Genomic DNA, 25,085 nt, shown 5'->3' on the forward strand with positions numbered 1-25,085 from the left:
TCAGTAACTGGTCCGCAGGTCCATACCGGCATACATACTGGCCACCTGTTCGCCATACCCGTTGAACATGAGGGTTTTCTTGCGTCCCCCGCCAAAAAATCCCCCTGCCCCGATCACCCGTTCCGATGACTGGCTCCAGCGTGGATGATCGACTTCGGGGTTAACATTGGCATAGAAGCCGTATTCATCCGGGCTCATCCGGTTCCATATCGTCGGGGGCATGTCGGCCACCAGACGGATGCGGGTAATCGACTTGATCCCCTTGAATCCGTATTTCCATGGCACGACCAGCCGCACGGGCGCACCGTTCTGGTTTGGCAGCATTTCCCCATACAGCCCCACGGCAAGGATGGTCAGCGGGTTCATCGCCTCATCCAGTCGCAATCCTTCGACATAGGGCCACGACAATGAATCCAGCCCCGATCTCTGGCCGGGCATCTGGTCCGGCCTGACAACGGATTCAAACGACACGTAACGGGCATTCCCCAGCGGTTCCGCCTGCCGGAGCAGTTCCGACAACGCAAACCCATCCCATGGTATGACCATGGACCATGCCTCGACACAGCGCATGCGGTAGAGACGTTCCTCCATCGGCATGCTGGCGATCAACTGGTCCAGATCCCATACACGGGGATGGGCGACCAGACCTTCTACCGAAAGTGTCCACGGACGCGGCTGGAATGCGGCGGAATAGGTTGCCGGATCGCTTTTATCCAGACCGAATTCATAAAAATTGTTGTAATGCGTCACATCAGTCAACGGCGTGGGCTTTTCCGTCGCCTGAAACGGGCCGGGACGGGTATGCAGCCCGGCCCCATAGGCGTGTGATGCACGCCCTGCCCCCCATCCCGCTGCCGTGACGGCGGCACCGGCAAGCATCTGCCGTCGTCCCAGCCATACGGAACGCGGCGTGATTTCACCCGGTGACGGGCGCGGATAGGACCAGCGGGCCATGACAGGCATTCTCCACAGCTATTTATCAACAGCCATAACGCGGCTGGCCCGATCCCGATGCGCGCCGGTATCCGGGCCGCCATGATAGCCTGAAAAGACCCGCAGACGAAAAAGCCGGGCCATGCGTATCATGGCCCGGCCTTTACCGGTCTTAAAACCGCGCGCTGTTCTATGTGCTGCGGATCATGCCGCCATCGACACGGACCATTCCACCGGTCATGTACGACGCCCGCGCGCTGGCCAGAAAGGCCACGGCATCGGCAAATTCTTCCGGTCGGCCATAACGCTGCATGGGAATTGTCGCGCGGGAGGCTGCTGCTATGTCTTCGACCGGTTTACCGGTACGCCTTGATGCGGCGGCGTCAAGCTGGTCAACGCGGGTGGTATGGATACGCCCCGGCACCACGGAATTGACCGTAATGCCCTGCGCCGCCACTTCCGCCGCCAGTGTCTTGGCCCAGCCGATCACGGCCATGCGCAATGTATTGGAAATCCCCAGATTGGGGATGGGCTGTACCACACCGGATGAGACAATATTGATGATCCGCCCCCAGCCACGCGCCCGCATGCCCGGCAGGACCGCCTGCGCCATGCGCATCGGCACGCCCACCATGCTGTCGAACTGCGCGCGCCATACTTCGGGGGCGACATCGGCGATCGGACCGGGCGGCGGCCCCCCGCCATTGACGACCAGAATATCCACGCCTGCCTGATCCAGCCCGTCCATCAGCGCCGCACACTGCACGGCATCCGAAAAATCGACCACACGGGCCTCCGCCTCGCCGCCTTCATCACGGATGCTGGCGCATGCCGCTTCCAGCCGGGCCGGGTCGCGCCCGGTCAGGATAACCCGTGCGCCCTCACGCGCCAGCGCCTGTGCGCTGGCCAGTCCCAGTCCCTGACTGGAGCCCATGACAAGGGCCAGACGCCCTGAAATACCCAGATCCATTTCTACCGTTCTTTCCTGTTTTCCGCTTCCGCACGCCCGTCGCGCCGCGTCAGGGCCGCGCGCAGGAATGCAACACATAAGGGATGGGGACTGCCCGGGATGGAGGACAGTTCAGGATGGCCCTGCATGCCCATGTAGAAGGGGTGTGAAGGAACCTCGATCCCTTCGACCACGTCCGCATCATCATTCCATGCCCCGACCCGCAGTCCTGCGGCGACAAGTCCCGGCAATAACCGGGTATTGAGGACATAACGGTGGTTGCTGCGAACGCATGCCGCCCCATCCACCAGCATTGCCCCCAGCACCGTATCCGGGACCGGGGAAAGTTTACCCGTGCCCAGACGGTAATGCGGATGGGGGATGAAACTGTGTACTCCCGCAGCCCCGCCCGCGATTTCCGCCATGGTGGCATCGGGCAGCCCCGCGCGCGACCGGGCAAAGGCGGTTACCATGGTCTGCATGCCCAGACACTGGCCCATGACGGGCACGCCACTTTCCAGCGCGACGGTGGCGGCCCGAACCTGCCCGCGCGCACCGGGAACCGCCGCGCCACCGGGCAGCAGCATGCCATCAAAATCCGTCAGGGCTGTGTAACAGGGATCATCGTCAGCGGCTGCCGGGTCCACAAACGTCACATCCACCCCGATCCCCAGCGCATCGGTCGCGTCCCCCAATGCGGCCAGCGCACCGGGATAGACCTCGTGATGCGTGACCGGCCTGCCGATCAGCACTACACTGACCCGTCCGGCTTCCGCTCCCCCTGCACCATGCGTTTCGGGCAGGAACCTGCCAAAACCATCGCGGACCGCGTGGGCGACAACGGTGCCATCCCCATCATCCCGGCACATCAGCACGGCACCATCCTGATACGCGCTGACCCTGCGCAGCCCGACTGCTGCGCCACGGCGCAACAGATCGGTGACGAAGCCCGTACCCGCATCCAGCAGTCCGTCCAGCGGCACCACGACATCGTCCGTGGCTGCCGCCGCAACAATCTGCGCGGGGGTCGCGATGGCATCCACCAGCCGCCCCGTCAGCCTTTCGGCATGCAGCAGGCCACTGGCTACGCGGTCGGGGCCGGTACCCACATGCTGGCAGGCATCAGGATCACGGGCCTCATCCAGCCTTACCGGCCCATGCATGACCCGCGCGCCGCATTGCGCGGCAACAATACCCGCCGCCGCGCCATACAGCCCCGGTCGTCCCGTGTCGTGCCGCACCACAATCAGCGCCATGTCCGTCTGCCCTCCGCCGCCGGGTTCAAGCCAGCGTAAAGCCCGCGCGCGGGTCTGCCGCGATCGTGCGCATCACTTCCGCCACGGCAGCTTTCTGCCCCGCATCCAGATCCAGCAGCGGACGACGCACGGAACCGCCATCGAACCCGCGCAGCGCCATCGCGGCCTTGACCGTCTGCGGTTGTCCCATGCCGCGCGCCAGGGCGCGGTAGCTGTACCACAGCCTGTGCAGGTCGCGCGATTCATGCGCGCGCCCTTCCTGTATCGCGCGGAAGCTGGCCAGAACCAGTTCAGGCAGCGCGCATGAATTGGTTGTGCTGATACCATCGAAGCCGTTCATCATCGGCCCGTGGAAAGCGAGGTCGGATGCACAGAACAGCCTGATCCGACCCGACAGCGTATTGGCGATACGGTCAATCGCACCGACCGACAGATCGCCCTGCTTCAGTGCGACAATCCCCTCGACTTCCGCCAGTTGTTCGATCAGCGCGGGGGAAAGCGTGATGCCGATGCCCGGCGCGTTGTAGATGATCGTGCCGGTGCGCGACAGGGGCGCGATTTCGCGGAAAAAGGCGAGTATCTGCGCATCGGTGATTTCGGACACATAGGGCGCCATCACCATCGGCACGCCGCCCAGTTCACCGGCAAGTATGCTCAGGTCGCGCGTGACACGCGGATCGGAATCCGCGCTGCACAGCATGACCGGCGCGCGCGTGCCCACAACATCCATGACGTGCCGGAACAGACCCGCCCGTTCATCCGGCGACATGACAGGAAATTCGCCATAGGTGCCGCCGATCAGCACACCATCGTAACCCAGCCCCAGCACACGTTCGATGCTGCGCGCGATCCCGGCCAGATCAATGGACCCGTCCGCGCCGAAGGGTGTTACCGTGATGTTGAATATGCCGTGCAGACGGGCGCGGCTCTCATCAATATTTTTCATGTTTTCTTCAGTATCTTCTATGTTTCAGGGGCGGTAAGGCGCGATCATGCCGCGACGGCGTGCAGCGCGCGGTCGATCGTGCCAAGCACGCGACAGCCCGTTTCGGTCACGACAATGCTTTCGCTTACGCCCACGGTAAAACGCCCGTACAGCCGCAGCGCGGGCGGCAGATGGAAGGTCATGCCGGGACGCAGTTCGGTTGTCTCACCTTCATTCAGGCTCAGGATCGCGCCTTCGCCCCAGTCGGGCGCGAAGGAAATGCCGATGCTGTAGCCCAGCCGCTTGCGGAAACTGTCGGTATAGCCGGCGGCATCGATAATGCGCTGACAGACCCGGTGCGGTTCCTGACAGGTGACACCGGGACGGATCGCATCGAGGGAGGCGGCGAGCGCATCCTGACAGACCTTCATCATGTCCACCGCTTCGGGCAGGGGCGTGCCGATCCATGCCGAACGCATGAGGGCTGCGTGATAGCGGTCATGACACGCCGCCATTTCCAGAAAAGCGGGATCACCCGCCACCATCATCCGCCGCCGCCATGTCCCGTGTGGCACCCCGCTGCGCGGACCGGAGGAAACGAGCGGCTCCATCCCAACATATTCCGAACCGGCGGCAATGGCCGATCCCATCATGGCCGCGACCATGTCGTTCTCGCTCGCCCCGGCGCGCACGCTGGCCAGTCCCGCGCGCATGCCCGCATCGACATAGGTGGCGGCACGGGCAATCTTTTCGACCTCCAGCGGCGATTTGATGGCACGCTGGCTTTCGACGATACCGGCTGCGTCATGAACCGTGCCGAGCTGGCTGCACAGGGCCTCGTACGCAGCAGGGGAGAGAAACCAGCCATTCTTGTCCACGCCGATACGCCGCGTGGCGTAGCCGCGTTCGCGGATGACCTCGGCCAGAAGCTTCATCGGGCTCTGCCCGTCCTGATAGATGCGGGCATCTGACTGGTAGGTATTGGCGATGAAGTTAAAATATTCCAGTTGCCGGATAATGAATACCGGATCACCGTCCACCGGCAGCAAAAGGCACTGGAACGTATAATATCCCGGTGTCTGCTGACCGGTCAGGTAATAGATGTTTTCCGGCCCGGTCACGACCATCACGTCGATGCCAGCCTTTTCCATCGCCGCACGCGTCCGTGCGACGCGACCATCATATTCGGCGCGGGGGAAGGTTGCTTCCTGCCCCTGCACCACGCCTGCGATTGCGTTCATGCTACCATGTACTCCGTTACAAGGGTTGTTCCCGCGGGGTTGAAATCCACACCCCATCCGGCCCGCGCCGATACACGGGCCATCCCCGCGCCATAGGTCACGCCCGTTGCGGGATCATTGGACAATCCATCCGCGCCATAGAGTTCGGCATGGTCCGGCGCGGTGGCGGCGGCGACATGCAGCACCGCTGCCGTGCCGATACCCCCTTCGTTCATCTGCCCGGTCATGAACCCGACATGCTCCGCCCGTAAGCGTCGCACCGCCGCCATGACCGGCGCGATACCACCGAATTTCAGCAGTTTCAGATGCGCCATGACCGTGCGGGGCAGATCGATGATCCGCTCCACATCGGCTGGTGACGCCATGCTTTCATCCAGCATGATGGCAACGGGACTTGTACGTGCGACCCGGTCCAGCATGGCCCAGTCGCCCGGCGCCACGGGCTGTTCGACATAGGACAGGTCATATGTCGCCAGCCGGTCCAGCATGCGGCGCGCATGGTCTTCCCCCCACACGCCATTGGCATCGGCTGCGATATGCACGTCCCGGCCAAATCGCGCGCGCAGGGCGGCAATCCGTGTGATGTCATCATCCGCATCAGCACCCAGCCGCACTTTCAGATCCCGAAAGCCGCGCGCTACATACGCTTCGGCACGGGCAAGGAAGACATCCATGGGGGTGAGGAACAGCGTCTGGTTTGTCGCATGGGCGATTTCATCGCCTCCCGGCCCATTCGCATTGCCCGGCATGGCGGGGGCCAGCATGCGGGCCACCGGCACGCCGCGCGCCTTTGCCGCCCAGTCATGCAGCAGGGTATCAAGCAGCATGCGCACGGGTGCGATCTGCCCCTGCCCCGCCCCGCTTTCAAGCAGTGCGTCAGCACCCGCCGCCCAGTCGATCGTGGGCAGCATGGTTACTGCTGCGCGCATGATCGCGTCAGGTTCATAACCGTTGAGATAGGCGCAGTTTATCCGCACCTCCCCCACCACGGGCGCACCATGGGGCGTATCCACAAGCAGGTATAGCGTATCCAGCCCGGCCACCGGACCAGAGGACGCGGTATGCACTGACGCCGCCGGATCGGCATATGTCAGCATGGCGCGATGCAGCGTGACCCGCATGACAGTCAGACGGGCATCAGGGCGATAACCATATCGCGGTAAATGCAGGCCGCCACCGGCAGGTCGGCTTCGGGCACGTATTCATCGGCCTTGTGCGCCACACTCAGCACACCCGGCCCGATCACCACGCCAGCCGCCCCGGCATTACAGAAATGCACCAGATCGCACGCGCCCTGAAAACCGAAGGGACCGGGCTCCGCGACACCATTGGCACGACAGACCGCAAGCCCCTGCTGCACGATCACATGGTCCGCCGGTGTTTCAACCGCACCGCCGGTCGTGGGACGGAATTCAACAATTTCGGCCCGCACGCCTGCCTGTGCATTGGCGCGCGCCAGCAGGCTGGCAATCTGCGCCTTGACGGCTTCTTCATCTTCGCCCGGAACCATGCGGCGGTCCAGCAGCAGGTCGCAGCCCTGCGGCACGACATTATCCGCATGGCCACCGCTTGCACGCGTGATCGTAAGGCTTGCAGCCCCCACCAGCGGATGGTCGATATGACGGACAACATCCGCATGTTCGGCAGCAACCATGTTCACCAGCGCGGCGGCGCGATAGATCGCGTTATCCCCCAGATCTGGCGTGCCGGAATGGGCCGGTGTGCCATGCACGCGCACCAGCGGGCGCAGGCTGCCCTTATGCGCGGCATAGGTTGTGTTCGATGTGGGTTCGCCCACGATAACGTAATCAATATGCGGGGCGGTGGTGACATAACGCCGCGCGCCCACACTCGCCACTTCCTCATCCGCCACGAATACAAGCAGCAGCGTGCCACGCCATTCCGCCCTGTCCGCCGCAAGCATGCGGCCCGCTTCCATCATGCAGACCAGCGAGCCCTTGCAGTCACTTGACCCGCGACCATACAGCCGCCCGTCCTCCTCCGTCATGGTGAAGGGATCGTGTTGCCATCCCGTTCCCGCCGGGACGACATCCATATGGGTATTGAGCGCGAATACCGGGCCGGGTCCGTTGTCCAGACGGGCTTCGATATTGACGCGACCGGGCTCATATTCATCCCGCGTGATGACAAAACCAAGCGGCTCCAGGCAGGCGGCAACGTAATCGGCCACCTGCGCTTCATGCCCCGGCGGGTTTTCGCTGGGCATGGCGATCAGCGCGGCAAGATCGCGCTTCATCCGGTCCAGGTCTGGGGTCTGCTTCATCTGTATTCCATCCAGATCATTCAGTAACGAAGGAAAGGGGCGGGACGGATCAGTCCATCACCCGTTCAAGAAAACGCCGGGCCCGCACGCTGCACCGTCCGGCAAAGAAATCGGCGCCGGGTGTTTCCTCCACCACCTGTCCGGCCTGCATGAATACGATCTGGTCCGCGACACGGCGGGCAAAACCCATTTCGTGGGTTACGACCACGCTGGCCATGCCTTCCGCCGCAAGGTCGGACATGACTGTCAGCACCTCGCCGGTCATTTCCGGGTCCAGCGCGGAAGTCGGTTCGTCATACAGCATCAGCCGCGGCTGCATCGCCAGCGCGCGCGCGATCGCGGCGCGCTGCTGCTGGCCACCCGACAGACCGGATGGCAGGGCATCGGCCCGGTGCGGCAGGTGCACCTTTTCCAGCATGGCCATGGCAAGATCGCGCGCCTGATTACGCGACAGGCCACGCACGCGCATCGGCGCCAGCATGATGTTTTCCAGCACGGTCATATGATCGAACAGCTCGAAATTCTGGAACACCATACCAATGTCGCGTCGCACGCCCGGCGCATCCACGCCCGGCGCCATGATGTCACGCCCGTCGAACAGGATGCGCCCGCTATCCGCCGGGGCCAGCAGGTTGATGCAGCGCAGCAGCGTGGACTTGCCCGCACCCGAAGGGCCAAGCAGGACCGCCGTCTGCCCACGTGGCAGGGTAAAGGCGCAGTCATCAAGCAGCACCGCATCACCGACCCTGCGGCAGATACCGCTGACTTCAAGGATCGGGGTCTGTGGGGACGCCAGGGTTTCAACGGGCATCGCCAGCACTCCCCACCATCCGGCCAAGACGTGCCAGCAGCGTGCCACCCGTAGCCCGCACCGCCGGGTCCAGCCTGCGTTCAAGGACCGCCTGCCCCAGCATGAACAGGGTTGTAAGCGCCAGATAATACAGACCTGCGGCGGACAGGGCCTCAAGATACCGGAAGCTGGCGGATGCAGCCTGATTGGCAACCAGCAGCAGGTCTTCCACCGCAATCACGGACACCAGCGCACTGGTCTTGAGCATACCGATCGCCTGATTACCCAGCATGGGCACAATCACACGGAATGCCTGCGGGGCGACGATATGCCGCATGACCCCCACAGGTGTCAGACCCAGCGCCAGCCCTGCCGTGCGCTGTCCGGGCCGGATGGCGCGCAGTCCGGCGCGGATGATTTCGGCCATGTAGGCCCCTTCGTTCAGCGAAAGCGCCAGCACGGCGGACAGCAGCGCCGAAAGCCGCAGGCCGAAACCCGGCAGTACGTTATAGACAAACACGATCTGCAACAGCACGGGCGTGCCACGGAACAGCCACAGATACAGCGCCACCACTACCTGCGCCACGCGCAGGCGCGACGACTGCATAAGGGCGGCGCCCAGCCCGATCACACAGCCCGCCGCCAGCGACAGGATGGTAACCAGCAATGTCATGAGGGCTGCTTCAAAAAACAGCCATGATGCGAAATACCCCCAGCACGCCGCCAGTCCCCGCCATAGGCCGCCACGACGCACCTGTCCCTGTGCCGCGGTATCGACCTGTTCCGCAGGCGGCAGGTCCCACCGGCGCACCAGCGCATCGAACGTGCCATCCGCCTGCACCGCGTGCAGGGCACCGGCCAGCATATCGCGCATGGCCGTATCGCCCCTGCGCACGGCAAAGCCGATCCACGCATCCGTGCCGAAAGGGCGTCCCGCCACGGCGTAAACACCGGGCATGTCGTGCATGAGCGTGACCGCGCCGTAAACGGAATCGAACGCCGCATCCACCCGCCCGGCGCGCAGGTTCATGGCCGTATCCTGCCCCGTGGGGAAACTGAGCACGTCCAGCGCGGGCCGTCCCGCCGCGCGACACCGGGCGGAGGCGTCGCGTGCGTTGTCATCCTCGATCCCGCCAAGGGTAACGGCGACCTGCCGCCCACACAGGCTGAGATCATTGCCCGTAATGCCACCGGGCCGGGCGGCGGAGACCATGACCACGTTCGCAACCTGAAGATAGGGCACGAAATCGACCGCCCGCGCACGTTCGGGACTGATATACATGGCCGAATTGATGAAATCGACACGACCGCCCTGTAGTGCCGGGATCAGCCCGTCAAACTGCATGTTCACCGTTACCGGACGCAGGTGCAGCCGTGCGGCCATGGCGGCGGCAAGGTCTATATCAAATCCCGTCACCTGACCGTCACGCACGAATTCAAAAGGCGTGAAGGTCGCAGCCGTGGCCGAAGTCAATGCACCCGGCGTAGCCAGCGTGGGCATCGCCCGCGCTGCGCCATGCCACAGGGGCAGTATGGATATCGCGGCAAGGATGGCGTTGCGGATCATGCGGCCCCTGTCGTGCGGCGGACACCGCCACCGGAACGGTGTGCGGCAACATTGTCCTGTTACGTTCCAATAATACAAATTCTTCCGCATTCCATGTCAAGCACGAAACATTCCGATTTCGCATTATTCCATGGCCAGATCGACATATGATGATGAAGTTTGTATGATCGCCCACCATCAGCACGATTTCATCAGGACACGCATGGTCCGCCGCCCGACCCAAAAACGTTATCTTCTGGCCAACCAGATCCTCGACATCATCCGCGAAGGCCGCTTTGAGCCGGGACATCACCTGCGCGAACAGCAGCTTGCGGATCTGCTTGGCATCTCGCGTTCGCCCATCCGCACGGCGCTGGCGCTGCTGGCCGAACGCGGCATTATCGAGGCGCGTCGCAATCAGGGGTATTTCCTGCGGGCCAACGCGGGCGAGATCCAGCATGTGGACATTTCCGTCCCTTCCACCCCCGAACAGGACCTGTATTCCGAGATCGTGCAGGAACGCCTTAACGGCGACCTGCCGGAATCCTTTACGCAAAGCAGCATAAGCCGCCGCTATGACGTGGACCGCGCCCTGCTGCAGCGCACGCTGCTGCGGCTGGTGGATGACGGGCTGCTCAGGCGCAATCAGGGACGCGGCTGGACCTTCCTGCCCACGCTGGATACCGGCGTGGCCTTACAGAACAGCTACGAATTCCGCCGCATGTTCGAACCTGCCAGCATGATGGGCGAACATTTCCGTATCGATCCGGGGGCGCTGGAACACTGCCGTATCCAGCATATCTACCTTGAATCGCACCCCGACATATCGCGGGTCAGCGCGGTGCAGATATTCGATACCGATGCGCAGTTTCATGAAATGATCGCACGCTTCACGCATAACGCCTTCATTGTACAGACCATGCAACAGCATAACCGGCTGCGACGGCTGCTGGAGTTCGGGGGCTATGTCAATCGCCGCCGTGTACGCGACTGGTGCCGTGAACATCTGCGCATAATGGATGCCCTCTCCAACGGCCGTAACGAGGACGCATCCACGATGATGGCGGAGCATCTTGGCCGCGCCTATGAGGCCGCAAAGGCCATGGCGCGCGGAGCCCGAAAGGAACACCCGCAAGATTGATCTTTGTGTGATGTTCTGTACAATATTGGAGCACGCCGCGCATCAGGATGCGGCGCGTCCCCCGATATGGAAGGAATATCCACGCCATGGCACCCTCCGGCAGGCTGGCCCCACGCATGGGCATGATTGGCGCATCGCCCACCGCCGCCATTTCCGACACGGTACGCACCCTTGCGGCGTCCGGTGTCACGGTTGACAATCTGGGCGAAGGTGAACTGGATTTCGATACCCCCGCCCCCATTGCCGAAGCAGGCATCGCCGCCATCCGTGCGGGCCTGACCAAATATACCGCCGTGGCGGGCACCACCGGGCTGAAGGATGCGATCCGGGCGTATTTTCGCCAGCGCAACGGGCTGGATTTCGCACAGAATGAAGTCATCGCATCCTGCGGGGCGAAACAGATCATATTCAATGCCTTCCTCGCCACGCTGGACGCGGGTGATGAGGTGATTGTCCCCACGCCGTGCTGGGTCTCGTATCCCGACATGATCCGCCTTGCTGGCGGTACGCCGGTTCTGGTTCCCTGCCATGCCAGCAATGGCTGGAAACTGGCGCCTGAAGACCTGGCGGCGGCGATTACGCCACGCACCCGCTGGGTCATCCTCAATTCCCCCAACAACCCCACCGGCGCGGTCTATCCGGCGGCGGAACTGGGTGCGCTGTGCGATGTCATTGCCCCGCATGACAACGTGATGATCATGGCCGACGATATTTATGAAGCCATTGTTTTTGATACGACATTCGCCACCCCAGCGGCGCTGCGTCCGGCACTGGCCTCACGTATCCTGACCATTAACGGCGTATCCAAAAGCTTTTCCATGACCGGGTGGCGGCTGGGTTATGCCGGGGGGCCGTCATGGCTGATCGCGGCACTTGATACGCTACAGTCCCAGAGCACATCCAACCCCAGTTCCATAAGCCAGGATGCGGCCCGTGCGGCGCTGTCGGGCGGGGTTGGCTTTCTGGATGAATGGCTGCCGATCCTGCGCAGGCGGCGCGCCATCGTGATGGATATGGTCCGTACCACGCCCGGTCTCGATGCCGTACTGCCGGAAGGGGCGTTTTATGTCTTCGCGGATGTAAGCGGCTGCCTGAACCGGACCACGCCATCGGGGCAGGTGCTGCGTACCGATGTCGATTTCGCAACCTATATGCTGGAAGCCGCGCGCGTGGCGCTGGTGCCCGGTTCAGCCTTTCGCGCACCGGGACATGTGCGCATTGCGTTCGGTGTGGATACGGAAGTTCTGGCCGCCTGCTGCGCCCGGATGCACACAGCCTGCCTGGCGCTGCAATAACGTTACGGGTGCATGGGTGTATTGCACCGATATCGTAATGACCATGCGGGATGGCGCGACTAATATTCCGCGCCATCCCGTCCCGGTCCGGGCCCCTTCCCGAAAGTCATGCGCCGTCATGCCTGCTACCGCCGTTCCCCTCCCTTCCACATGTACTCCTGCCCCCACCGCGCCCTCCCTTGTGCGGGTCATGATGCTGGGGATTGCGGCGGGGGGCCTGTTTTCGCTGACCTTCATCCTCAACCGTCTCATGAGCATGCAGGGTGGACACTGGGCATGGAGTGCCGCGCTACGTTATCTTGATACCGCCATCCTGCTGACGGCATGGCTGCTGGTGCGGCGTGGCCCTGCCTTCGTAAGCCGAGTCTTCGCCCTTTATCGTGCGCGGCCCATCGTGTGGCTGCTGGCGGGCGGCAGCGGGTATGGCGTTACCTATTCCTGTTTCTGCTACGCGGCGGCGCATACGCCCGCGTGGATGCTTTCAACCACATGGCAGTTGACCATTCTGGCCAGCCCCATCGTCATGCTGGCGTTTGGCGCGCGGGTGCCGCTACGCGGGGTCGTGTCGCTTGCGGTCATTGCTGCGGGCGTCATGATCGTCAATGCGACGCGCGTGCAGGATGGCGCCAGCATGGGGCAGGTCGTGGCGGGAATACTGCCGGTTATCGTAGCCGCCTTTACCTACCCGCTGGGCAACCAGATGCTCAGTCATGCGCGCCATGACCGGAACCTGCCAGGGGGCGATATTCTGGCCGACCCGGCAGTAAGCGTATTGCTACTGACGCTGGGGGCATTGCCGGTCTTTGCCGCCGTGGTGCTGGGCAGCGCCCCGCCGCCACCCACCGCGGGTCAGATACTCGATACCGCACTGGTCGCGCTGGTGGCGGGATGCGGTGGGATGACATTATTCATCTACGCACGGAACATGTCATCCGACCCGATGCGCATTGCAGCCGTTGACGCCACGCAGGCCAGTGAAATGTTCTTTGCACTGGCCGGTGATACCCTGTTTCTGGGCGCGCCGCTGCCCGGCGCAATGGCGTGGACGGGCATTGCCGCCGTGCTGTGTGGGCTGATCGCCTTTACCGTACAGGGACAGGCGAAGCAGGTTCTGGATACCGATGCTACATATCCGGAGCCATGACCGGCCATGTATCGCTCAGCCGGTAGCCTGCCGGATACGGGTCCGTGGGGTCCAGCATCAACTGCTGCGTGCCGGTAATCCATGCGCTGCCTGAAATAACGGGAATGATTGCATCGGTATCGCCCACGCGTGCGGTGGCGTCGATATGGCAGTCGAATTCCGAACCGATGATCGAACGCGCGACATAGCGGTCTCCCACCGCCATTTCACCCCGCGCATGCAGCACCGCCATCCGGGCGGAACATGCAGTGCCGGTAGGTGAGCGATCAATCTTGCCCGGCCGGATCGCCACCACATGCGGGGCGGTGCGGACACCATCGCGCAGTTCAACCGGCGTGGTGAACAGGCAGAATGATATATGCGTCCAGTCGGGATTGTCGGGATGATGAAAGCCAGACTGCCGGTTGGCGGCGGCGGTAATGCGCATGCCCAGTTCCGCGAGCGTCCGCGCGGAATCCGGCCCCAGATCCAGCCCCAGCGCCGCCGCATCCACAATGACGAAGCTGTCACCACCATAGGCGGTATCGACCTTCAGCGTGCCCAGTCCCGGCACATCCAGCAGGACATCCAGACGGGCGGCAAAAGACGGGACATTGCGCACGCTTATCCGTTCGGCCCGGCCATCACGGCAGGTCGCGGTCACATCGATCACTCCGCCCGGTGCCTCCAGCGCCATGCGGGTTTCGGGTTCGACCATCGGTATGATGCCCGTTTCCAGCAGGACGGTAGAAACGCAGATCGAATTCGAACCAGACATGGGGGGCGTGTCAGCGGGTTCCATGATGATCCAGCCCATCTGCGCACGGGGATCGCGTGGCGGGACCAGCAGGTTGACATGACGGAACACACCGCCGCGTGGTTCGTTCAGCACGAAGTTACGCAGCGTCTCATCCTGCGCAATGAAGCGCGACTGTGCCCATAACGTATCGCCGGGTGGCGGGGCGACACCACCCACAATCACATCCCCCACCTCCCCCGCCGCATGACAGGTTACGATATGGACAAGCTTCTTACTGCGCATGATGAATTCCGTTCAGTTTTAAAAAACGTACAGAGAAGCGCATCGGCTGGGGGCAAGAGCATACTGACGGCTACTTTTCCTATCTCATGCCCCCCTTCAGATGCGGATGTTCATGGCTTCATGATAAAGCATATTATTTCTTAAACGAAATGTTACCGCATTTTTGGCAGGGTCGATGCCCTCCCATGAATTTTCTGTCCTGACCGACGTAAAACCGGATCACCCAGCCATGCGTCCCCCACATTACCCGTACCACCGCCCATGCAGCAGGAACGTATTGTCCATCACGTCTGGCCACCCATGTCTGCACCATGCGGGCATGACGTCAACGCAATGTCCGCGAACGTGAATGGAGGCCACAATGCGTCCGATTCCCCTGTCCACACATCGCCACTCGCCCCTTTACTGGCCAATGCTTATTGCCGCGGCCCTTATGCTGGTGGCGTTATATGTCATGGCCCTGATGTCCGGTCAGGCCCTGCCGCCCGATGCGGGGCTATATCTGCTGCCGTGAGCAGGCGGCCATCCCGTAGAGGGGGCGGGCTTTACAGCCGGGGAAACTGTTGTTCCCCTACATAAAAAGCCCGCCGTGAACGGTCAGGGTGCAGGACTACCCTGTGCTGCCTGACCTGTTCGCGCTTTATCGCGATAGTCCCCCCATACCATTTCCAGCGCCGCCATGGATTGTGCATCAAGATCAGTGCGCGGTTCAGGGTCACGGTCCCAATGCCCGTAGGAGTCACTACCACAGACCGGCATCGCCGTACGGCGGCCAAGGGTGGAGCGGACGTGAGCGGGCATATAGAAAAATGCCACCCCTACACGCCGGTCATCCGACAGGTTCGGGCCTGAACCATGGGCCGTACGTTCATGATGGATAGAGAACTGGCCGGGTTCGAGTGGCATTTCCACGGCCTGCGCTTCGTCAATATCGCGCAGTGATTGCCCGCGTGAAAGCAGATTGGCAGCGTCGTACGTTTCATCATGCACCCGGTCGGGACCAAGATGGCTGCCGGGCAGCACCTTCAGGCAGCCGCTGCGTGTGTCAGCACGTGACAGGGCGACCCAGACCGTTACTTCCTCATGCGGGTCCAGGCCATAATAGGCCGAATCCTGATGCCATGAGACAAAACGTGGATCATGTGCGTTCTTGGCAAAACACGATGCACCAAACAGCAGCACATCCGGCCCCAGCAGCGACCGGACCGCCGCCACGATGGCGGGGTTGCGCGCCATGTCGCATAGCCAGGGAAAGGCAAGATGCGCCTTGATCTTGAGGCGCGCGTTCATTTCCTCGCCCGTCTGGCGTTCATAGGCTTCAAGGCGGGCACGGTAATGCCGGGCCTGATCGGGGGAAAAAGCCTGAAGCGGGGAAAGGTATCCATGCGTACGGAAAAACGCGCCCTGCTGCGGAGTCAATGCCATGGACATGACAGTTTTCCTATTTCGATACTATTTGTATCGTAAGTAGACCTGTCGTTCATTGTCAATTATAAAGTGAAAGGGACTTAATCAGGATTCAGAGACGCATATAGTAAAATAACTTGCTCATTTTCGTCATGCCGGGCAGTGAATGCTCAAGGAGACGCGCAATATGGACCCATCCCTCCCTGCTCTGGAGCGCACTGACCATTCCCATACCCGCGCGGGCCGACCGCGCGACCGTGCCGCGCGCGCGGCAATCCTGCAGGCTGCCAACGCCCTGCTTGAAGAAAACGGGATAGCCGGTTTCGGGATGGAGGCCGTGGCCGCCCGCGCCGGTGTCGGCAAGAGTACGATCTACCGCTGGTGGCCCAGCAAGGGCGCGCTGGCGATGGCGGGTTTCCTTGCTGCGACGGAACCCAAGATCAGCTACCCAAAGGATGGTGACAGCGCGCTGGATGCCCTGCGCCGGCAGTTGCTGCGCGTGGCGGAGGTCTATGCCGGGCCAACGGGGCGCGTTATGGCCGCCATCCTTGCCGAAGGACAGCGTGACCCGCATACCATTACGGCATTTGTGGAAGGATATGCCCGTCCCCGCCGGGACGAGGCCCGCACCATATTGCAGGCCGCCATCACACAGGGCGAACTGCGCCCGGATCTGGACCCGGAGGTGGTGCTTGATGCGTTATACGGTCCGATTTATTACCGCATGCTGGTGCCAGTTGGCCCGCTTGATATAAAGTGGATGGATATGCTGGTACAGACGGTGCTGGATGGCATCGCCTTACCCCGCCTGTAAAAGATTGTTTGAACAGAAATCTTTAATAAAAAACAGGAAAGTTTTTGGGCGCCGCCTTTTTTCAAAAAAGCGGCGTCTTCCAAAGCTTTTAAAAAAAAGCCTCACCAAAAACTTTCATGCGATTACGAAAAGGGTCTTATGGACCGATCCTTTTGTTCCTGCGCCTGATCTGTTCCCGCCGGCATGCTGCATGCGGGAACAGCAGTGTGTCAGCCCTGCTTTTCAAAGGCACCGTTGATAAACAGGCGCACTTCGTCACTAACATACGGAACGTACATTTTTACGCCAAAATCGCTCCGTTTTATTGTCGCCGTGGCCTCGAAACCGGCCGTATATTTCTTGTCCATCGCATTCACGCCCGCCCCGATGAAGTGGATTTTCAGGGTCTCGGGCCGCGTCACGCCATGCAGGGTCAGATCCCCTTCTACTGTCGCGTCACTGGCTCCCGTTACCTGAACACTGCGGGAAACAAAGGTGGCGTTCGGGAATTTGGTCGCGTCAAACCACTGATCGCCCTTCAGTTCTTCCGTAAGGCGGGAACTGGTGGTCTGGACTGATGCAAGGGGAATGGTGACCGACAGTTTCGATGCGGAAGGCGCGTGGGCGTTCAGGTCAAGTGTGCCGGAAACCTGTGAAAACACGCCCCCATAATTGGTAAAACCGAAATGCAGCACGGAAAAACCGACCTGTGTATGGGCGGCTTCAACATCGTAATGCCCGGACTGCACCTGTGCCGGATTGGTCACGACCTGCGCCGCAACAGGCCGGGCGCAGGCAAGAGCGATACCAACCGCTGCGAGGGGCAGGAACAGGGGGTTATATTTCATAAAAACTCTCCGGAAAGGAACGGGATATACTGGCAATCAGAAGACAGAAAACAGGACGGAAGATTTTCAGGTTTTCTTCCGCCCGTTCCCGGCTACAGTCCTGCCGTCATCCGTGCATACCGGGATAACCAACTGACATGAACAACAAGCATGGAAACGCACCATTTCCATTTCTTATATATCCGTCAGTTCCCCTGCCCCGGCCCGGCTATACCCTGCTGACACCGCCAAGCCCCCCGAACAGCCATAGCAGCAGCAGGATCAGGACAACGAGACCGAGAACACCCCCAAGTCCCGCACCGCCATAGCGATCATGCGCATAATACCCCCCACCGCCACCAAGCAGCAGAATCACCACAATGATGATAAGAATTGTACTCATCGCTTTACTCCGTTAGGTCTCAACCCTCGCATCGGAGCCGGTCGTAAACCTCGCATGTCAGAAGCGCGACAGAGCCGTATCGCTGCATTGGGTCGGTTACGAATGTCTGAATCTGGAAAGGGTATTCAGCACCCTGCTGTTGCAAGCACGGTGCGCTGTCTGCCTGTTCTGCAGGAAACCGGATGGGATGATCCTGCTACCTTATGCACAAGGCAGGCAATCCTGTGGGGCAAGGTATTTATACAGGCACCATGTCGCCCGAAACATGGATCGCGGAAACGGTGATGCCATCCTGCATCCGGATATCCGTCATGCCACGGACAGGAGTGCATGCCCTGTGATTTTTCAGATCGGCACAGGACATGCACGATACGCCGTTCACAAACGGACCCGATTACACTGCGAGCCTGTTATTATTCTGTCTTTTATTGCAAGGTGGACCAAATACAGACTGCCAGCAGCCATGATACCCGGTCGCCCCGTAACAGACCCGAGCGGTATTATTCCTTCACTTTATCCTTCACGCCGCCAACGGCGTTCTGGACCTTGCCTGCGGCCTTTTCGCCCTTGCCTTCGGCAGTCATTTTTGTATCGCCGAGGACCTTGCCCGCGGCTTCCTTGATGGCGCCCTTGGCCTGCTTTGCCATGCCTGCCATACGATCCTTGTCCATATCACTACTCCTTGTGTCGATGATCCTGTGCCGCAGCAGAACGGACAACATTTGCCGTTCCGCACGACGCGCGATCAAACACAACAATCATTAAAAATAGCCAAACAGGCCGCTCCAGAACCTCTTTGCAGGCCCTGGGACCATCAGTTTAACGCCGGATGCCAGCGTTCGTTGCATAACGCCCCGATCACGCACCCTGTTGGTCCCGAGCTTTAAGGAAGCCGACAGCATGGCGCCCGGCAGGACATCACATCGGGTGCCGTGCAATCAGAATGGCCCGGAAGTCATTTACATTCGTCCCTGTCGGGCCGGTTACAAACAGGTCCCCCAACGCAGAAAAAGCCGTCCATGCGTCATTGCGTCGTAACAGGGACGCCGGGTCCATCCCGCGCTGATAAAGCCGGGTGGCCGTAAACGTATCGACGAAAGCCCCGGCATTATCCTCGCTCCCGTCAATGCCATCCGTATCGGCTGCCAGCGCATGGATGCCTTCCACGCCACTGATGCCGATTGCAAGGGACAGGGCAAATTCGCTGTTTCGTCCTCCCTTCCCATGTCCTTTGAGGGTGACTGTTGTCTCCCCACCGGAAAGAAGCAGGACAGGGCAGGGAAAGGGCCGGTTGCGCTGCACGATTTCGCGGGCGATCGCTGCATGAACCTGTGCAACGTCACGCGCCTCCCCTTCCACGGAATCAGACAGGATGACAGCCGGTATGCCCTCGCGCTCCGCAGTCCGTACCGCAGCTTCCAGCGACAGGGAGGCCGAGGCGATGACATGCACCGTATTGCGCTGAAAGCGCGGGTCGTCGGGGCTGGGAGCTTGGGCTGTTGCCGTATTGAGAGAGTGCATGATTGCAGGAGGTAGCGTCATGCCGTAGCGCCTGACTACAGCCAGCGCATCCTGCACGCCCGCCGCATCCGGCACTGTTGGCCCTGATGCCACCAGTGCCGGATTGTCCCCCGGAATATCGGATACAACAAGACTGACAACCCGCGCAGGCCATGCCGCAGCCGCCAGCCTGCCCCCCTTGATGCGGGAAACCTGCTTGCGGATCATGTTCATGACGGAAATCGGGGCACCTGAGGCCAGCAGGATTTCGTTAAGGGCAATTTCATCCTGCAGGCTCAATCCCGCCGCCGGGGCTGGCAGCAATGCCGAACCGCCACCGCAGACAAGGGCGATCACCAGATCGTCCGCCTCCAGCCCGTGGACAGCCGCAAACAGCAGGCCCGTCGCATCCAGTCCCGCCTGATCGGGAACCGGATGCCCGGCCTCGACAACACGGATGCGTCTGCACGGGATGCCATAACCATACCGTGTCACCACAACGCCAGACAGGGGACCATCCCATAAACGTTCCAGCGCATGGGCAAGCTGGGCTACGCCCTTACCCGCCCCCACGACAACCGTTTTCCCTTTGGGGCGCGGAGGAAGAAACGGACCCAGCACAATTTCAGGATCTGCCGCCGCGACTGCGGCCCTGAAAAGACGCGTCAGAAACGCGCGTTCACCCGCCATGGCGATCAACTCTCCTTAGAGGCTGTTTGCAAAGTCTGTCAGGAAATATCCGGAAAGCATAAGGACGTTTTTGGTGAAGGATTTATTTTCAAACAATCTTTTGGCCGTCCCTGCCCCGCCATATGCGTGACATATGACGGAACAGGCAGGCGTGAACCTATGCAGCCACGCGGGAACCCTGCGGCGCGATTTTGCCATCGGGCTGGAACAGCGCTGCATCCATCACGCGGAGCGACGGAGAAACCAGCAGCGGCGCTTCCGCCTGATCAAGCACCTGCGTCTGCAGGTCCACGCCCGGCGCGATTTCCGTTACCATCAACCCGTCCGGGGTCAGTTGCATGACGCAGCGTTCCGTCACGTACAGCACCTGCTGCCCCTGCGCGATGGCCCGCGGGCCGGAGAAGGAAACCTGTTCAAGCTGGTTGACGATTTTGGCGATTTTTCCTTCGCGCGTAATCACCAGCCTGCCATCCACAATGTCGAATTTGGCCCCGGCATTGAAATACCCGGAAAAAACGATCCTGCGGGCGCGGGAAGTAATATCGACAAACCCGCCCGAACCCGCCGTTACATGCGGGCGCGCCGACAACCGGGACACATTGACCGATCCGTTGCCATCAATCTGGAGAAAGGACAGAAGCGACAGGTCAAAACCGCCTGCCTGAAAATAGGTGAACTGATGCGGCGATGCGACAAATGCTTCGGCATTGGAGGAACAGCCAAATTTGAAATCAAGAAGCGGAATGCCACCGACCGCCCCCTGCTCGATCACCCATGTCACCTCGCCATGGCGTCCTTCTTCCAGCAGGATGCGCGGAACGTTGGCCGATATGCCAAAACCGATATTCACCGCCCATCCGGGTTGCAGTTCCCGTGCGACACGGCGCGCGATCACCTTGGCCGCATCGAACGGGGGCAGTGCAAAACTGTCCAGTGGCCGGAATACTTCACCCGATATGGCGGGGTCATACGGGGTGGCGGTAGTCTGCAACTGGTTTGGGGCTTCCACAACGTAATCCACCAGAATACCGGGCACGCGCACATCATGGGGGCGCAGCGTGCCCGCCTGCGCGACCTGCCGCACCTGCGCGATTACGATGCCGCCACTATTATGCGCCGCCAGCGCCAGTTCCATCGCGCCAAGATAGGCCCCTTCATTCTCGAATGTCAGGTTGCCGCGCTCATCGGCCGTGCTGGCGCGGATAATGGCCACATCAGGCCGGATGGCAGGGAAATACAGCCATTCCTCCCCCTGGAATTCCACCTTGCTGACAAGGGGTCTGTCCCGTGCGGCCTCATTCATGGCGCAGCCTTCCTGCGCGGGATCAACGAAGGTATCCAACCCCACCTTTGTCAGCACGCCGGGGCGCATGGCCGCCCCTTCGCGCAGGATGTCGAATATGATGCCGCTTGGCACGTTATAGGCCGCAATTTCATTACGGCCCAGCATCTGGCGGATCAGCGGTGGTTCCGCCGAGGACGGGCCGGACGGATAGGACCCACCGATAATGGTGGAAATCAGCCCCGGCTGCGCCAGATGATCCACGCCGCGCGTGCCGAACATATCGCCTGCGGCAATGGGGTGGATTGTGGTGATGTTGCGTGGCGCGCCTTCGGTACGGAACCGCTCCCCAATGGCGGCCAGAACCGCATCGGGACAGCACAGGCCGCTGGACGAATTTACGGCGACGATCGCGCCATCACGGATCAACGCGGCAACGTCCGCGGCGCTTTTTGTTTTTGACATACCGGAACCTCTTTTACCACATGTAACTATCTGGTTATTTATATATTCGGTTTGACCCGATCAAGGGCAATCCCAAAGGTGGGATGATGTCCCACGCGCATGTGAAGTCAGTATATTAAAGTGCTATCGCCACCAGCCGACTACGCTCCCTGTCGGCACGACGCGTGCCGTAAACGGACAGCACGTTATGAAAGTTTACATGCCCTGTCTGCACAACCCCTGACAGCAGGAGACCTGTGGTGCACGCCTGTCGAATCAGGCGGCGTGAACCAGTATGCCGTTTTTTCAGACGGTTTATTTGCATACAGTACGGATAATCGTTTCAATATTGAATTCCAGCCGTTTGCGCAGCAGGTCCGGCGCCATGAAATCACAATCGAAAATAATGGAACCCGTAAATCGGTTCGTAATATAATAATACCCGACAGCCGCGATCGTTATGTTCAATTGCATGGCGTCGATGCCACGGCGGAATATGCCTGCCTTCACCCCGCGCGCCAGCAGGGATTCGACCATGTCCAGCCGGTTGCGGCTGATGACCGGCAGCACTTCCGATGCCTGAAGGTGTACGGCCTTCTGCAGGTTTTCATTATTCACCAGCGTCAGGAATTCCGGGTTTTCCAGATAGTATTTCCATGTAAAGCGGACAAGGGTTTCAAGCGCTTCCTTCGGGTCCAGATGATCCAGTTTCAGGGACTGTTCCGCAATGCATATATCGGCATAGGCATCTTCCAGCACCCGTTCAAACAGGGCTTCCTTGCTGCCGAAGTAATGGTAGATCATGCGTTTGTTGGCTTCGGCCCGCTCGGCAATGATATCAACCCGCGCGCCAGCCAGACCACTCATGGCGAATTCCTTCTTAGCGGCAGCCAGAATGCGTTTCTGCGTTGCCTCCGCATCCCTGGCGCGCGGTGCCCGTGTGGGGGAACCGGAATTCTTCTTTTCATGCAACCCGGACTGTCTGGCTACATTCGATACTTTCGGCATGGTATCCCCTTAAACTGACAGTGGGTCGATTGCGGCGACCGGGTATGCAACCGGACGGCGCCCCCTGTACCCCATTCGCACCATAAGTAACAAGGCATTTACCCATGCGGAAACCGTTCACCGCATCATGCCAGATCATCATGAGACCGGAACATATGGAGACTTTGCCGCCGGACATCCGATAACAGTCGTCTGGTTTCCAGCCTGCTGATCCCCCGTTACACTGGCGGCGCGATCTGGACTTTCAGTATCTCCGGCCTGTCCTTCAGCGTATCGAATGCGGACTGGATCTGCTCCAGCGGGACTACCGCCTGCGTAAAGGGTTCAACCATAAATCGACCATGCTGCAACAGGGTCAGGGCATCGTGCATGTCCTGTCCCATGCCGGCAACGGAACCTTTGATCGAGGTTTCCTTCAGGATCATGTCGAGTATCCCTAGCGCAATGGTATCATCGGGACCGGTAATGCCAAAGGCCGCGACATGCCCACCGGGGCGGATCAGATCGAACGCGCGGGCATAAAGGGCTGGCAGGCCGATGCTTTCTATCACCACATCCGCACCGCGGCCGCCTGTATGCGCCCTGACGGTATCGACTACCCGCTCCGGGTCGGTAATCACCACATCGGCTCCCGCGCGGGCAGCCAGCCGTGCGCGTTCGGGCGAGAGTTCAACGGCAATGACCGGGGCCGCACCGACAAGCCGCATCATCTGGATATGCAGGTTGCCGACAGGTCCCGCCCCCAGCACGACAACCGATTGCCCAAAACCCACACCAGCCTTGCGCGCGGCCCGGACCACGCAGGCCACGGGTTCCGTCAGGGCCAGCACCTCCGCCGGGGTGTCGTCCGATGCGGGAATGATCTGCCGCCCGGGGACCGAAACATATTGCGCGAACCCGCCATCACGGTGAATGCCGATCTGGCGCATTTCAGGGCAGTTCAGGATTTCATTGCGGCGACAGAAGTAGCAGTGGCCGCAGCCGATATTGATATCCGCCACCACCCTTTGCCCCACGTGCAGACCGCTGACGCGGCCGCCTATGCGGGCGAGCGTTCCGGTAAACTCGTGCCCCGGAATGAACGGCAGCCTGTCGGCCACGTAATGGCCCTGGAATATATGCACATCAGTCCCACATATCCCGCAGCGATCCACCTGCACCAGCACATCATCCGGTCCGGTTTCGGGTATGGGCACATCGCGCACCTCGAAATGTCCGGGGGTTACCAGCACGGCTGCCTGCATGGTCTCCATTATCATTCTCCTCGCCGCTTATTTGACGATCCGTATTTTTGAACGGTCTATTGTTGTTGCGATGGCGATGATCAGGACCAGACCAAAGAAAATCTGCTGCCCCGTCGCGGGAATACTGAAATAAAGCATGCTGGCGCGCACAACCGCGACAATCATGGTTCCCACCAGCGTATTGAGCACACCGCCCACGCCGCCGGTCAGCGGCGTGCCGCCCACCAGAACGGCAACGATTGCGGGCAGCAGGAACCCTTCGGCCAGTGTGGGCGAACCACCTGACAGCCTGACTGAAAAGACCAGCCCCGCAATGGCTGCGAACATGCCCGACAGCGCGAAAGCAAGGATCTTGTAGCGTTCCACCCTGATGCCCGAAGCCACCACGACCGGCTCCCCCGCCCCGATGGCCTTGAAGGTCCGGCCCGGCACCATACGGGTCTGGATGAACCATGCCACCGCCACGATCAGCAGCGCCAGCACCAGTTCATGCGGAATACCCGCCGTCTGGCCCACCATCCAGCCGAATGCGTGCCTGCGCTGGGCCGTATCCATATGCAGCGCCTGCTGGCCGGATGTGTACTGACCGACAGACAGCGCAATCCCCCCCACAGCCAGTGTCGAGATGAAGGAAGGCACCTTCAGCCGTGTCGTCACCACCCCGGAAACCGCGCCGAATACAAGCCCCACCGCAATAACCAGCAGACCGGCCGCCACCCCGCAGGACGGCAGCGCGATCGTTGTCAGGACCGTCGCCATGTTCGCGATGGACTGGGAAGACAGGTCTATGCTGCCGATATAGATCACCAGCGTCATGCCCACCGCCATGATGAGCAGCGGCACGACATCGGATGCCAGACTGACCAGGTTTTCGGGGCTGAGGAAGGTGATGTCCTTCATCCCCACCAGTACCAGCAGACTGACCAGCGTGATCCACGGGAAATGACGCCGCATCCTTTCGG

Annotated in this window: 24 protein-coding genes; 5 read left to right on the forward strand and 19 right to left on the reverse strand. The window is 61.1% G+C overall.

Annotation, left to right across the window (positions count from 1 at the left end):
- The 9 genes from msrP to ACBR42_RS09030 form a co-directional block, all read right to left on the reverse strand.
- The gene (gene msrP / locus ACBR42_RS08990; RefSeq protein ID WP_371207783.1) at positions 1 to 954 is read right to left on the reverse strand and encodes a protein-methionine-sulfoxide reductase catalytic subunit MsrP; all 954 of its coding nucleotides are present in this window, start codon (positions 952 to 954) and stop codon (positions 1 to 3) included.
- Between the two features lie 169 nt (positions 955 to 1,123).
- Complete coding sequence (locus tag ACBR42_RS08995) at positions 1,124 to 1,903, reverse strand: SDR family oxidoreductase (RefSeq protein WP_102324368.1); 780 nt, start codon at positions 1,901 to 1,903, stop codon at positions 1,124 to 1,126.
- A gap of 2 nt (positions 1,904 to 1,905) precedes the next feature.
- Complete coding sequence (locus ACBR42_RS09000; RefSeq protein ID WP_371207784.1) at positions 1,906 to 3,138, reverse strand: glutamine amidotransferase-related protein; 1,233 nt, start codon at positions 3,136 to 3,138, stop codon at positions 1,906 to 1,908.
- Positions 3,139 to 3,163: 25 nt separating this feature from the next.
- On the reverse strand, positions 3,164 to 4,084 hold the full coding sequence (locus tag ACBR42_RS09005; RefSeq protein WP_102324370.1) for a dihydrodipicolinate synthase family protein: 921 nt from the start codon (positions 4,082 to 4,084) through the stop codon (positions 3,164 to 3,166).
- A gap of 44 nt (positions 4,085 to 4,128) precedes the next feature.
- Positions 4,129 to 5,304 carry a Xaa-Pro peptidase family protein gene (locus ACBR42_RS09010; protein ID WP_132305944.1) on the reverse strand — a complete coding sequence of 392 codons (1,176 nt, stop codon included), beginning with the start codon at positions 5,302 to 5,304 and terminating at the stop codon, positions 4,129 to 4,131.
- A complete protein-coding gene (locus tag ACBR42_RS09015) occupies positions 5,301 to 6,425 on the reverse strand; it encodes a mandelate racemase/muconate lactonizing enzyme family protein (protein ID WP_371207785.1) in 1,125 nt (374 codons plus the stop codon). Before ACBR42_RS09015 ends, ACBR42_RS09010 begins: the two co-directional genes overlap by 4 nt.
- Before the next feature lie 5 nt (positions 6,426 to 6,430).
- Complete coding sequence (locus ACBR42_RS09020) at positions 6,431 to 7,588, reverse strand: M20 family metallopeptidase (RefSeq protein WP_371207786.1); 1,158 nt, start codon at positions 7,586 to 7,588, stop codon at positions 6,431 to 6,433.
- Positions 7,589 to 7,637: 49 nt separating this feature from the next.
- Positions 7,638 to 8,363, reverse strand: a complete 726-nt coding sequence (locus ACBR42_RS09025; RefSeq protein ID WP_243705382.1) for an amino acid ABC transporter ATP-binding protein — start codon at positions 8,361 to 8,363, stop codon at positions 7,638 to 7,640.
- Between the two features lie 25 nt (positions 8,364 to 8,388).
- Positions 8,389 to 9,945: an ABC transporter permease subunit gene (locus ACBR42_RS09030; protein WP_371207787.1), complete on the reverse strand. Its 1,557-nt coding sequence runs from the start codon at positions 9,943 to 9,945 to the stop codon at positions 8,389 to 8,391.
- Between the two features lie 163 nt (positions 9,946 to 10,108).
- Between ACBR42_RS09030 and ACBR42_RS09035 the strand changes: the two genes are divergently transcribed.
- From ACBR42_RS09035 to ACBR42_RS09045, 3 genes are all read left to right on the forward strand, one after another.
- A complete protein-coding gene (locus ACBR42_RS09035) occupies positions 10,109 to 11,065 on the forward strand; it encodes a GntR family transcriptional regulator (RefSeq protein ID WP_371207788.1) in 957 nt (318 codons plus the stop codon).
- A gap of 86 nt (positions 11,066 to 11,151) precedes the next feature.
- Positions 11,152 to 12,360, forward strand: coding sequence for a pyridoxal phosphate-dependent aminotransferase (locus tag ACBR42_RS09040; RefSeq protein WP_371207789.1), 1,209 nt, complete (start codon positions 11,152 to 11,154; stop codon positions 12,358 to 12,360).
- A gap of 118 nt (positions 12,361 to 12,478) precedes the next feature.
- Positions 12,479 to 13,504 (forward strand): multidrug resistance efflux transporter family protein, encoded by a 1,026-nt coding sequence (locus tag ACBR42_RS09045; RefSeq protein ID WP_371207790.1) that lies wholly within the window; start codon positions 12,479 to 12,481, stop codon positions 13,502 to 13,504.
- On the opposite strand, the gene ACBR42_RS09050 is transcribed toward ACBR42_RS09045, so the two are convergent.
- Positions 13,485 to 14,525: a trans-3-hydroxy-L-proline dehydratase gene (locus ACBR42_RS09050; protein ID WP_102324376.1), complete on the reverse strand. Its 1,041-nt coding sequence runs from the start codon at positions 14,523 to 14,525 to the stop codon at positions 13,485 to 13,487. The genes ACBR42_RS09045 and ACBR42_RS09050 overlap by 20 nt on opposite strands.
- A 361-nt stretch (positions 14,526 to 14,886) precedes the next feature.
- On the opposite strand from ACBR42_RS09050, the gene ACBR42_RS09055 reads away from it, so the two are divergent.
- Positions 14,887 to 15,039, forward strand: a complete 153-nt coding sequence (locus ACBR42_RS09055; protein ID WP_162900380.1) for a hypothetical protein — start codon at positions 14,887 to 14,889, stop codon at positions 15,037 to 15,039.
- Between the two features lie 83 nt (positions 15,040 to 15,122).
- Here ACBR42_RS09055 and ACBR42_RS09060 read toward each other — a convergent pair whose 3' ends face one another.
- Positions 15,123 to 15,950, reverse strand: a complete 828-nt coding sequence (locus ACBR42_RS09060) for a phytanoyl-CoA dioxygenase family protein (protein WP_371207791.1) — start codon at positions 15,948 to 15,950, stop codon at positions 15,123 to 15,125.
- A gap of 169 nt (positions 15,951 to 16,119) precedes the next feature.
- Here ACBR42_RS09060 and ACBR42_RS09065 point away from each other — a divergent pair, with 169 nt between their 5' ends.
- The gene (locus tag ACBR42_RS09065) at positions 16,120 to 16,746 is read left to right on the forward strand and encodes a TetR/AcrR family transcriptional regulator (protein WP_371207792.1); all 627 of its coding nucleotides are present in this window, start codon (positions 16,120 to 16,122) and stop codon (positions 16,744 to 16,746) included.
- Positions 16,747 to 16,955: 209 nt separating this feature from the next.
- On the opposite strand, the gene ACBR42_RS09070 is transcribed toward ACBR42_RS09065, so the two are convergent.
- The 8 genes from ACBR42_RS09070 to ACBR42_RS09105 form a co-directional block, all read right to left on the reverse strand.
- Positions 16,956 to 17,573 (reverse strand): YceI family protein, encoded by a 618-nt coding sequence (locus ACBR42_RS09070; protein ID WP_371207793.1) that lies wholly within the window; start codon positions 17,571 to 17,573, stop codon positions 16,956 to 16,958.
- 208 nt (positions 17,574 to 17,781) lie between these two features.
- A complete protein-coding gene (locus tag ACBR42_RS09075; RefSeq protein ID WP_110547184.1) occupies positions 17,782 to 17,955 on the reverse strand; it encodes a DUF3309 family protein in 174 nt (57 codons plus the stop codon).
- Between the two features lie 500 nt (positions 17,956 to 18,455).
- Positions 18,456 to 18,677 carry a CsbD family protein gene (locus tag ACBR42_RS09080; RefSeq protein ID WP_371207794.1) on the reverse strand — a complete coding sequence of 74 codons (222 nt, stop codon included), beginning with the start codon at positions 18,675 to 18,677 and terminating at the stop codon, positions 18,456 to 18,458.
- A 196-nt stretch (positions 18,678 to 18,873) separates the two neighbouring features.
- On the reverse strand, positions 18,874 to 20,145 hold the full coding sequence (locus ACBR42_RS09085) for a glycerate kinase (protein ID WP_371207795.1): 1,272 nt from the start codon (positions 20,143 to 20,145) through the stop codon (positions 18,874 to 18,876).
- A 157-nt stretch (positions 20,146 to 20,302) separates the two neighbouring features.
- Entirely contained in the window at positions 20,303 to 21,892 is a 1,590-nt protein-coding gene (locus ACBR42_RS09090; protein ID WP_110547182.1) for an acyl CoA:acetate/3-ketoacid CoA transferase, read from the reverse strand.
- Between the two features lie 294 nt (positions 21,893 to 22,186).
- On the reverse strand, positions 22,187 to 22,879 hold the full coding sequence (locus ACBR42_RS09095; protein ID WP_102324384.1) for a TetR/AcrR family transcriptional regulator: 693 nt from the start codon (positions 22,877 to 22,879) through the stop codon (positions 22,187 to 22,189).
- Positions 22,880 to 23,097: 218 nt separating this feature from the next.
- On the reverse strand, positions 23,098 to 24,132 hold the full coding sequence (locus tag ACBR42_RS09100; protein ID WP_371207796.1) for a zinc-binding dehydrogenase: 1,035 nt from the start codon (positions 24,130 to 24,132) through the stop codon (positions 23,098 to 23,100).
- 18 nt (positions 24,133 to 24,150) lie between these two features.
- A complete protein-coding gene (locus ACBR42_RS09105) occupies positions 24,151 to 25,077 on the reverse strand; it encodes an ABC transporter permease (protein ID WP_371207797.1) in 927 nt (308 codons plus the stop codon).
- Between the last annotated feature and the right edge of the window lie 8 nt (positions 25,078 to 25,085).

The organism is Komagataeibacter sp. SM21, assembly GCF_041402665.1.
In the GTDB taxonomy this organism is placed as follows: domain Bacteria; phylum Pseudomonadota; class Alphaproteobacteria; order Acetobacterales; family Acetobacteraceae; genus Komagataeibacter; species Komagataeibacter saccharivorans.